Annotated in this window: 9 protein-coding genes; 4 read left to right on the top strand and 5 right to left on the bottom strand. The window is 71.6% G+C overall.

Annotation, left to right across the window (positions count from 1 at the left end; all coding sequences use genetic code 11):
- The 3 genes from MFF58_RS32505 to MFF58_RS27215 form a co-directional block, all read right to left on the bottom strand.
- On the bottom strand, positions 1 to 100 hold a 100-nt coding region (locus tag MFF58_RS32505; protein WP_505744320.1), incomplete at its 3' end, for a CsbD family protein.
- 66 nt (positions 101 to 166) lie between these two features.
- Positions 167 to 340 carry a CsbD family protein gene (locus MFF58_RS27220; protein ID WP_238292626.1) on the bottom strand — a complete coding sequence of 58 codons (174 nt, stop codon included), beginning with the start codon at positions 338 to 340 and terminating at the stop codon, positions 167 to 169.
- Positions 341 to 433: 93 nt separating this feature from the next.
- On the bottom strand, positions 434 to 1,897 hold the full coding sequence (locus MFF58_RS27215) for a helix-turn-helix transcriptional regulator (RefSeq protein ID WP_238292623.1): 1,464 nt from the start codon (positions 1,895 to 1,897) through the stop codon (positions 434 to 436).
- A gap of 438 nt (positions 1,898 to 2,335) precedes the next feature.
- Between MFF58_RS27215 and MFF58_RS27210 the strand changes: the two genes are divergently transcribed.
- The 3 genes from MFF58_RS27210 (at position 2,336) to aqpZ (ending at position 4,024) form a co-directional block, all read left to right on the top strand.
- The gene (locus MFF58_RS27210; protein ID WP_238292622.1) at positions 2,336 to 2,815 is read left to right on the top strand and encodes a hypothetical protein; all 480 of its coding nucleotides are present in this window, start codon (positions 2,336 to 2,338) and stop codon (positions 2,813 to 2,815) included.
- A gap of 158 nt (positions 2,816 to 2,973) precedes the next feature.
- A complete protein-coding gene (locus MFF58_RS27205; protein WP_238292619.1) occupies positions 2,974 to 3,171 on the top strand; it encodes a hypothetical protein in 198 nt (65 codons plus the stop codon).
- 115 nt (positions 3,172 to 3,286) lie between these two features.
- Positions 3,287 to 4,024, top strand: a complete 738-nt coding sequence (gene aqpZ / locus MFF58_RS27200; RefSeq protein ID WP_238292615.1) for an aquaporin Z — start codon at positions 3,287 to 3,289, stop codon at positions 4,022 to 4,024.
- Between the two features lie 338 nt (positions 4,025 to 4,362).
- Here the strand turns inward: aqpZ and MFF58_RS27195 are convergent, their stop codons facing one another.
- Positions 4,363 to 4,485 carry a BA14K family protein gene (locus MFF58_RS27195; RefSeq protein ID WP_238292612.1) on the bottom strand — a complete coding sequence of 41 codons (123 nt, stop codon included), beginning with the start codon at positions 4,483 to 4,485 and terminating at the stop codon, positions 4,363 to 4,365.
- Positions 4,486 to 4,709: 224 nt separating this feature from the next.
- Positions 4,710 to 5,375, bottom strand: a complete 666-nt coding sequence (locus MFF58_RS27190) for a DNA-3-methyladenine glycosylase family protein (protein ID WP_238292609.1) — start codon at positions 5,373 to 5,375, stop codon at positions 4,710 to 4,712.
- Between the two features lie 195 nt (positions 5,376 to 5,570).
- Between MFF58_RS27190 and MFF58_RS27185 the strand changes: the two genes are divergently transcribed.
- Positions 5,571 to 6,128 (top strand): metallophosphoesterase, encoded by a 558-nt coding sequence (locus MFF58_RS27185; RefSeq protein ID WP_238292628.1) that lies wholly within the window; start codon positions 5,571 to 5,573, stop codon positions 6,126 to 6,128.
- The last annotated feature ends 58 nt before the right edge of the window (positions 6,129 to 6,186 follow it).

Here is a 6,186-nt window from a genome sequence, read left to right as displayed (position 1 = left end):
CGACCGAGTCCCGCCGCGAGCCGGTCAGGTCGCCGACCGCGCCCTGCAGCTTGCCGCCCAGCGCCTGCGCGGCGCCCGTGATCCGATCCGTGTCGACCATGTCGTTCTCCTCGTGTCGTGAAGGGCGGGAGCGCGCCTCGTCCTCGAGGCGCCCCGCGGAATGTCGTCAGTCCCGGTCCGAGCCGGCGGGCTTGGTTCCGGTGCCCCGGGCGGCGCGGGCCTGACGTTTCTGCCGCCGCCCCTCGGCCTCGATCCGGACGTCGCCGGTGAGCTTGCCGAGTGCTTCCTTGATCGAGCCCTTGCGATGATCGGTGGGGAGCGCGGTGCTGTCTTCGGTCATGGGTGCTCCGTCGTGTTCGAGAAAACCCGGGACCGATTTCGAGATGATGCGGCAGGCTCCGGGATCAATGAGATAAATATACCGGTATCATGATCATTTTTTTCCTGATGATTGCAGCGGAAAACCGTTTTCTCGCCCCCAGACGATTGCCTCGCTGCGCTTGTGGACGCCGAGTTTGCGGTGGAGGGCGGCGCCGTGATTGCGGACCGTGTTGCGCGACAATCCAAGCTTGCGGGCGATGGCGTCGTCGTCGAGGCCCGAGCAGATGAGGGTCAGGATCTGCCGTTCGCGAACCGTCAGGTTGAGGGCGCAGGCATCCGGTCGTCCCGCCTCCGGCCGGCGCAGGTTGGCGAGCTTCTCGATCAGGCCGCGGCTGAACCAGGACGTGTCGGCCATCACGGCCTCGAGGGCGTCGAACAGCTCGCGCTCGGTGTGCTTGCGGTCGGTGATGTCCTGCATCACCAGCAGCACGAACGGATCGTCCTCGATCTCGATGCGCTCGGCCGAGACCAGGCAATCGAGGCTCGCCCCGTCCTCGTGCCGCAGGCACACCTCGGCGCCGTGCAGGTAGCCGTGCCGGTTCATGGCGGCCTCGACGTCCATGCGCTGCCGATCGTTCACCCAAAGCCCGGCCTCGGCCAGGCTGCGGCCGATGACCCGGTCCTCGCCCAGGCCGAAGACCCGGGTGAAGGCCTCGTTGATGCCCGTGACATGGAAGTCCCTGCCCCGGGCGAGCACGGTCGGGACCGGAGTCAGGCGGAACGCCTTGGCGAAGCGCGCCTCGCTCTGACGCAGCGCCGTCTCGGCCTTCCGGCGCAGTTCTAGGTCGGCGAAGGTGAACAGCATGCAGGGCTCGTCGCCCATGTCGATGGGCTGGCCGGCCACGATGACGAACCGGCTCCCGCCCTCCGGCAGGCCGAGGCACGCCTCCATCTGCGGGATCGTGCTGCCCTCCTTGAGGCGGGCGATCCCGAGGTCGCGGTTGCGCGCCTCGGCCAGCACGTCGACCTCGTAGACGCTGCGGCCGATCACGGCATCGCGGGTGAAGCCGGTCATCTCCAGGAAGCCGGTGTTCACCTTGACGTGGCGCAGATCGGACAGCCGCGTGATCACCGCAGGCGCCGGATTGGCGTTGAAGGTCGCCTCGAACCGCTCCTCGGCCTCGAACTGGTCGGTGACGTCCTTGAGGATCAGGGCGAGGCAGCTCGGGTTGCCGTCGCGGTCGGTGGCGACCAGGCTGCGGAGCGAGTGGACGAAATCCTGCTCGGGCCGGTCGGTGCGCCGCACCTCGACGACGACGTCGTGGAACTGCTCCCCGGCCACCACGCGCTCGATGGGGTACTGGTTCGGCGTGACGTTGTTGCGGTAGCGCAGGGCGAAGCGCTGACGATAGTCGTCGACGGTGGGCCCGAGCTCGTCCAAGCTGCCGGCTCCGTGCATCGCGAGGGCGGCCTCGTTGGCGTAGGCGATGGTCTGGTCGGGCTCGACCAGGATCACGCCCTCGCTCAGGCCGGCGATGATATGCCGGAGTTCATGCCGGTCGACCCCTACGGTCACCGCTTGCCTCGTCCCTTCGTGTCGCCGCGCAGTTGGCAGCGGGGCACAAACGGGTTGCGCACAAGCCGGTTCCCTAACTGAAGTTATTTTCCTGGTATACCCGCATCATCGACGCGAATGGTTTGCGCCAAAGATCAATGCTCGCCTCGCTAGGCAGGCCGCCGTCAAGGACAGGCCGCGTTCTCGGCCCGCCATGAGCGTCCCCAACCGGGCATCACATCGACGGGCTGCTCGACTCCGGTCCCGGGCACGGTGCCATGGTCTCACGCATGCACCGCGCGCCGAGGCATAGTCTCCGCATTTATTATTCAGAAGTTGTGGAGCTGAGGTGCATTTCGCCCCCGGGCACGTGGGCTGGAGCGCCTCGCGGCGGCCCTCGACGCCGCCGAGACCGACAGCCGGGTCGCTGCCGGGTTCAAGGCCGACCGGACCGCCGCGGTGCCGCATCTGCTCCGCGCCGTCGCCGACGCACTCGAACGCGGCGGCCTCGTGCAGTTCACCCTGCCGAAGGCCCGGGAGCACGGGGCCGGATTCGAGGCCGGGACCCGGCTGAAGGCGTGGCTGCTCCTCACGATCCTGCGCAACGGCGTCCTCGCGCGGGAGCGGCTTGCTCCCGTGCTCGGGGAGGCCGGGGACATGACGGCGGAGGAATTTCCGTACCGGGCCGTGCCGGCAGACATCGGCGATCCCGCTCCCTCCACCGCGGCGGTACGGGGGGCATCGGCGCTCGCCCGACCGAGCGCGCATCCGCCGAGCGGGACGCCTCCCGACAGGCCGTGGCCCTTCTCCACGCGCCGGGCGCCCCGGGGAACGAGGCGGCCCGAGATCCGCGCCTCCATCCTGATCCGAAGTGAGCGCGATGAAACGCCGCGCCCGTCTTCACGCCGCCGCTCGCGGTCTCGCCGGCCCGGGCGTTAGGAGCCCGACGCGGTCCCGGGCATGCCCGGGGCCAGGAATGACACCCGCAAGGCGAGGTTCGTCGCCCAGGCTCCGGCGACGTGGTCGACCCGAGGCGCGTCGGCCCGAGCATCCGCAGCGACGCCGGCGGGACGGACGGCCCGGCCGCCGACGCGGTCTTGGACGACGGGCGCGGGATCAGGCCTGTGCCGGCGGCGGCGTCGGGCCGCGCGCAATACGTGGCGACGGTACCCGAGGTGCTGCGGCCCTGGTGCGAGGACGATGGCACGCGCGATGCAGTGATCGCCGCCGGAGAGGACCTGACCTTGGCGCAGACCGATTGCATTCAATCGGTCTTAGACTGGACAAAACAGTAACGGTTCGGCACCGTGACGCGCCCGTCGTCCCATCCGTGCCCGCCCGGGTCCCGAAGACACGTCACGAACGATCTGATGACCTGAACCCCAGAGACTTTTCCGGAGGAGGACGACCATGGACCATGATCTGAGACGTCGCGCGGCCGCCGAGTTCTTCGGTACGTTCTGGTTGGCGTTCGGCGGCTGCGGCGCCGCCGTGCTGTCGGCGGCCTTCCCCGAACTCGGCATCGGCTTCCTCGGCGTCGCCCTCGCCTTCGGCCTGACCGTGCTCAGCATGGCCTACGCGGTCGGCCACATCTCCGGCGGCCACTTCAACCCCGCCGTCACCCTCGGCCTCTGGGCCTGCGGACGCTGCGCCAGTCGGCACGTCGTGCCCTACCTCCTCGCCCAGGTCGTCGGCGCGGTCGTGGCGGCCGGCGCCCTCTACCTGATCGCCTCCGGCAAGGCGGGCTGGGTCCCGAAAGGCTTCGCCTCGAACGGCTACGGCACCCTCAGCCCCGGCGGCTACAGCCTCACCGCCTGCCTGGTCACCGAGGTGCTGACGACCTTCTTCTTCCTGATGATCATCGTCGGTGCGACCGCGAAGGGCGCGGCGACGGGCTTTGCCGGCATCCCCATCGGCTTCGCGCTGGTGCTGATCCACCTGATCTCGATCCCGGTGACCAACACCTCGGTGAACCCGGCGCGCTCCACCGGAGTGGCGCTGTTCGCCGGCGACGCGTACATCGCCCAGCTGTGGCTGTTCTGGCTGGCGCCCATCGCGGGCGCCCTGATCGCCGGTGCCCTGGCCAAGTGGCTCTACGCGGACAACAAGATCTACGACACCCTCGTGGTGGAGAAGCGCGCCGCGTGAGGGCGCCGAACGTCGGGCCTCGGCGGGGCGCCCCCGGGCCCGACGCGCCTCCCGAGGCCGCGACGGTTCACGTCGCCACCGCTCTCGTGCGCGGCCGGGGCGCGGCGGGCATCCGGCGGGACTCGACCGATGCCGGGAGCCTCGCCTCTGCCGGCGAGGACGGGCATCGCCGCCGCCACGACGCGCGAGCCCGCGCCCTCGGCCGCAGGCGGGCTCGGAGGCGTCCGATCCGGTCATCGCGGAAGGCTGGATCGTCCCGGTGCCGGCCCGGCCGACACGACGATGGCCCCGGCCGGTGGCGAGCGACCGGGGCCCGAAATCAGGCGCTCTCCGGCCCGTTACGGGCAGGAATGACGGTAGCCGTCATAGCCGAGATACGTGCCCGAGGCGGGGTCGTAGGAGCCGTAGCGCGAGGCGCAGTAGGCCGAGCCGCGCACGGCGACCGGGCGGGCGTACACCACCGGCGGGGGGCTCGTAGACCGCCACCAGCCGCGCCGCGCTGCGCGCGGCCGCCGAGCCGATCACCGTGCCGACTGCGAAGCCGAGCAGGCCCGCGCCAACCGCGGCGCCGACGCCGCGACGGTAGCCGTAGCCGCCGCGCCAGCCATACCCGCCGCGGCGTCCGCCGGACCGTTGCCCCGGCGGAGCATGGCGGTTTCCGGGAAGGCGCGGATGGCATCGCCCGTCACCCGGCTTCCGCCGCCCCGGCCCGTCGCCCGCGCCGGGAGACGGGCGCCGGCTCGACCGTCACCACCCCCGCGTCCTTGATGTGCCAGAGGTAGCGCGCCAGGATCGACCGGTACGGCGCGAAGGCGGACGCCACGGCGCGCGTATCGTCCAGCCCGGTGAGCCGGCGCAGGCAGCCCACCGCCGCCACGTCGCCCTCGGGCCAGATGTCCGGGTCGTGGAAGTGGAAGATGCCGACCATGTCGGCGGTCCAGGGGCCGACGCCGCGGATGCCGCACAGGACCGCCGCGCGTTCCGGATGGGGCAGCCCGGCGAGGTTGGGACCGAGCAGACCCGCCGCCTCGGCGGCGACGATCGCCCGGAGGGCGCGGACCTTGTTGCCCGAGATTCCGCAGGCCCGCAGAAGCGCCGCGTCGCCGGTCTCGAACAGCCCGCGCGGGCTGGTGGCCGCCGCCGCCGCGGCGGCCTCGATCCGCGCCCAAATCGCCGCGGCGGCCCGGGTGGAGAGCTGCTGGTTGACCACCTCGACGCACAGCCGGTCGGCGACGTGCGGATGGGCCGGCGGCGCGATGGCGATCGGACCGGCCTGGACCAGGGCGGCCCGCAGGGTCGGATGCGCCCCGGCCGCATCCAGGAGATGGGCGTAGATCGTGGGATCGAGCATCGCCTAGCGCCTGTCGCGTACGGTTTCCGGTTGCAGAACGCGGCCGGCTTCGGACCGCTCCGCCCGCGCGGACCCGGGGGCAGGATGCCGCGCAGCCTTGCCCGAGGCGCGGATGGGACCACCTCGGTCCGGCACCGCGCGGCCTGCCCGGACGGTATCGGTGCGGATGCGATCTCGGATGCGAGTCTCGGCGGCATGGCGATCTTCTTCACCGCGGACACCCATTTCGGCGACCCGCACATCCTGCGCCACCGCGCGGCCCGGTTCGGCGACATCGAGGCCCACGACGCGGCGCTGGTTTCCGGATGGAACGCCGCCGTCGGTCCGGAGGACGTCGTCTGGCACCTCGGCGACTTCGCCGCCCATGCGAGCCGCGCCCATTGCGCGGCGATCTTCGCCCGGTTGAACGGCGTGAAGCACCTCGTCCGGGGCAACCACGACTCGAACCGCGTCCTGGATCTGCCCTGGGCGGAGCCCCCCGTGGACGGCGCGCGCCTCTCGGTCGCGGATGCCGGGGGGCGGGCGCACCGCCTCTTCCTGTCGCACTACGCGCACCGGGCCTGGCCGGGCCTGTGGCGGGAGACGCGCCACCTCTACGGGCACAGCCACGGCCGGCTCCCCGACACCACCCGCTCCTGCGATGTCGGCGTCGACGCCTGGGACGGCCGCCCGATGCCCCTCGACGCCATCCTGGCGCGCCAGGATGCGGCCGCCCTCGTGCCGGAGGAACTCGCCGCCCACGGATTGCGGTGAGGCCGCCGGGCGTTGGCGCCCTATCTCCGCCCCCAGATCGTCGCGGGAGGCCAGCAGC

This window comes from Methylobacterium longum (genome assembly GCF_022179385.1).
GTDB classification, from domain to species: Bacteria; Pseudomonadota; Alphaproteobacteria; order Rhizobiales; family Beijerinckiaceae; genus Methylobacterium; species Methylobacterium longum.
The sequence above is the reverse complement of the archived record's forward strand: the minus strand, read 5'-3'. Positions and strand labels throughout refer to the sequence as shown.

Coding starts and splice junctions, on each gene's coding strand:
- MFF58_RS27220 (WP_238292626.1), bottom strand. CDS start 340: ATGACCGAAGACAGCACCGCGCTCCCCACCGATCATCGCAAGGGCTCG.
- aqpZ (WP_238292615.1), top strand. CDS start 3,287: ATGGACCATGATCTGAGACGTCGCGCGGCCGCCGAGTTCTTCGGTACG.
- MFF58_RS27190 (WP_238292609.1), bottom strand. CDS start 5,375: ATGCTCGATCCCACGATCTACGCCCATCTCCTGGATGCGGCCGGGGCG.
- MFF58_RS27185 (WP_238292628.1), top strand. CDS start 5,571: ATGGCGATCTTCTTCACCGCGGACACCCATTTCGGCGACCCGCACATC.